Origin of the sequence: Actinacidiphila sp. bgisy167 (assembly GCF_965342175.1) — a bacterium.
Taxonomy (GTDB): domain Bacteria; phylum Actinomycetota; class Actinomycetes; order Streptomycetales; family Streptomycetaceae; genus Actinacidiphila.
In genome coordinates, this window is sequence record NZ_CBDRBL010000173.1 from 1 (window position 1) to 3,147 (window position 3,147).

Genomic DNA, 3,147 nt, shown 5'->3' on the forward strand with positions numbered 1-3,147 from the left:
GTCGGGGGCACCCTTCTATAATACTATCAGGGCGTCAGATCAGGGGCCAGCCAGCGTCGTAGCTGAATTCACGAGGTCGGATCATCAAACCGTGCGGAGACCCTCGCTGCAGCATGGGAAGATTGCATCTCGGAAGTGCCCTCGTGGTCGTGCGTGCTGGAAGCTTGAAGAAACTCCCATCATCGCAGGCCACAGGGCACTTCCTCGTTTCCGGAGAAGCTATCCACAGGCATCAAGCCGGTGGATTCGGGCTCAGGAGTAGACCGTGATCTGGAGTCGGGGCGCCGTTTCCCATTCGTGGGGCTCGAAGCTGACCCGTGCGACTTTCCGCTTGCAGGCGGCGCGGCTCAGGAGTCGCTCTATCTGCGTCTGCTGCTGCGGGTCGAGGTAGGACCAGAACAGGCTATGCCATACCACGGTATAGATCGACCGGTCCTCTTCGACTGCGGAGAGTTTTGCCTCCAGCCATTCCACCGCGTCAGCCTTGTCGACCTGCACTCCGAAACGGGAAGCGAGCGTCAGGGCATCATCCAGTTCCAGTTGTTCGATATCGCGCTCAGGAGGAAGGAACGATCTGACGATCAGGGAGTCGGCAGGGTCCGCGGGGTCGCGCGGGACGAGATCGCACCCTGCCCGCTCGACGATCCGGATGTCGCCGGGATTCCTGCCGTCGGTTGCCAGTCGCACCGGAGAATCGGCGTCCCCCCACTCCCAATCGGGTCCGAACCAGCGGTAGCGGTCAACGAGCAGGTTGAGTCCGGCGCAGGCGCCGAGTTCGAGCAGCCGGACTCGCGGAGCCCCGAGCATCCCCAGTCCGCTGAGCAGTGCGGCCGCGCGGCCTGGTTGATGCTGCTGGATCGGGCGGTCCAGTGCTGCCCGGATTTCGCCAGGATTTTTCAGCATCGCGTCGCGGAAAAGCAGCCAGGTCTGCTCGACGTAGGTCGGATCGCCGATCCCGGACGTCAGGTTTCGCAAATGCGCTTCGAGGTCCGGGGCCAACCCGGACAGGACGAGCCAGCGCACTCCGGAAAGTGCACGCATACAGAACAATGGCGCGCCAGCGTCGGGGTGCTCAGCGAGAGCCTGTGCGACTGGTCCGCCTTCTTCCACCTCGTCGACGAGACGGGAAAGTATGCCCGAGGAGACAGGGGCATATGTGGCCATGCCGCCGGACATTGTGCGCAGCTGACGAACAGAAGCCTCAGAGATCTTCACAGGGCACCACCACTGGTCTGCAACTTTGCACCATCGGCTGAGACATTGACCATCCACTGGATGAGGTCGCGATGGTCCGATGGTTCGGCCAGGTCTTCCAGAAGAGTCGATGCCTGATTTTTGATCACCGAAATCCGCTTGTTGTACGGAATCGCCAGGTCTGGCTGCCGGAACCTTCGCCAGACGGCCTCGCGGGCTCCCCGGTCACTCGATGCCCTGTCGTACTCCTCGACGAGGAGGCGCGACTCGTCGCGAGGCAGCGCTTCAACGGCGTGGGCCAGCAGCAACGTCCGCGTGCCGTTGGCGATGTCTATATCCTGGTCGGGCGACTGCGGCGCACGGTCGTTGGTCAATTGCCGAAGGGCGCCGAACAGATGACCGAAAGCCCTCCAGCGGCGAAGCTGTTCCGTGTTCGCGCCGCCGAGTGCTGCTGCCATCACACAGTCGCGGGCATAGGGCGAGCCTGACTTGCCCACGTAGGTGACCATGCTCCTTTTCCAGGTGCAGTCGCCTTCGGTCGACCTGGCGTCGTCGAGTTGGCTGCCGGCGGAGCGTAGACCGGTCCTCGTCAGCTCACGCGTCCAGACGGTTTCCAGTGAACTCGGCAACTCCGCACGGTTGACGATGTCCTGAGGAATCAGCGTGAGGCAGGCTGTACCCGCGATCGTGGCCGCAGCCGTCGTGAGTCCCGTCGCTGACGTATCGAACTCACCGTCCATCACGTCGTCGAGGGCCTCCGCGCCCGCCCACCACACCCGGGAAAGCACGCAGATTCGCAGCGCGGGGTCCGGATCACCGGTCAGGGCACCAAGCACCGGAAATGCGAGAAGATGGAACGGCATCCCACCGCTTTCATCGGACTCCAACAAACGGAGCACCGCATGGCAAAGCGATTCGTCTCCCTCGCAGGCGCTCCTGACAGAGAAACATGCCGCTTCATCAAGAACAGATGCTCTCTCGAGCAAATCTCTGTAGGCAAATGTTACGTCTTTGGCAACCATGGCTCTACCATCGTTGACGACTGATAAAGAAAGGCGGGGCACAAATGCCCCGGCCTTTCCGTCGAGATTCATGCCCCAATATCAGGTCTGGCTGGGCGCGCCGATACCGCTGCCGTTCTCGTTGAGAATCGTGCGGTCAACTTCCTCGGCCTCCGTGGCGATCCATGCACCTTCGAGGACCATGTCAATCTCGTCAATGATCGCCTGTGCAGACATGGACTGACTCCTTTCTCACTTGAAGGAACAAAATGGGCAGCATGCCGCTGGCGCTTCCATCTGCCGGCGGGCAGAACGTAGCACACAACTTCCGGAACTGACACCCGGGCGGATCCCCGTCGGATGAAACAATTGAATGCCGTTAGCGGACCTCTTTCCCGAAACCCGGCACTCAATCTAATCGCGGTGATATCGGACATCGGTTCACAGCCTGGATATATCACCCACCAGCCGTCGGCGGTACTCGGTCGCCGACTCGGCCGGCGGTTCTTACCGCACACCTTCGGGTCGCGCCCAGCCGACTGTCGCAACAAGCTCCACTTGATGAAGCTTTGGTTAATTAATGAATCTTTACCATCCAGTCTTCCCGCCTACTGCTTCAAATCACCCAAAGAGTCGCACTCGGACCATGCACTCTAGAATGCCCCGATCCGGCCCCCCAGCCTTTGGAGCCTGCGCAAGGCCGTGCTAACATCAGCGGTGTCGGAAGAGGGGGTGATCTTACGTCTACATCTACAGTCGTTAACGAAATTGAAGTGCTGCTCGACGGAACCTGGGTCGCCACGGAGATCGAGGAGCTCGAGCGCGTAGTGGTCAATGAGGACCCGACCGACCCCGGTGGTTCCTGGTCCACCTGATATCGAACCAGTTCAGCGACAGAGAGGTGGGGGTTTCACACCCCACCTCTCTTTTTAACCTCAATACCAGTGACTTA

Annotated in this window: 3 protein-coding genes; all 3 read right to left on the minus strand. The window is 60.8% G+C overall.

Going from position 1 to position 3,147, the window contains the following annotated elements; genetic code table 11:
- Positions 1-252: 252 nt before the first annotated feature.
- Genes ACRWND_RS30490 through ACRWND_RS30500 form a run of 3 tightly spaced genes read right to left on the minus strand, consistent with a single transcriptional unit; the run spans position 253 to position 2,432 of the window.
- Positions 253-1,215 carry a DUF2332 domain-containing protein gene (locus ACRWND_RS30490; protein ID WP_431955159.1) on the minus strand — a complete coding sequence of 321 codons (963 nt, stop codon included), beginning with the start codon at positions 1,213-1,215 and terminating at the stop codon, positions 253-255.
- Positions 1,212-2,288, minus strand: coding sequence for a hypothetical protein (locus ACRWND_RS30495; RefSeq protein ID WP_431955161.1), 1,077 nt, complete (start codon positions 2,286-2,288; stop codon positions 1,212-1,214). Before ACRWND_RS30495 ends, ACRWND_RS30490 begins: the two co-directional genes overlap by 4 nt.
- A gap of 9 nt (positions 2,289-2,297) precedes the next feature.
- Positions 2,298-2,432, minus strand: a complete 135-nt coding sequence (locus ACRWND_RS30500; protein WP_431955163.1) for a hypothetical protein — start codon at positions 2,430-2,432, stop codon at positions 2,298-2,300.
- Positions 2,433-3,147: the final 715 nt, after the last annotated feature.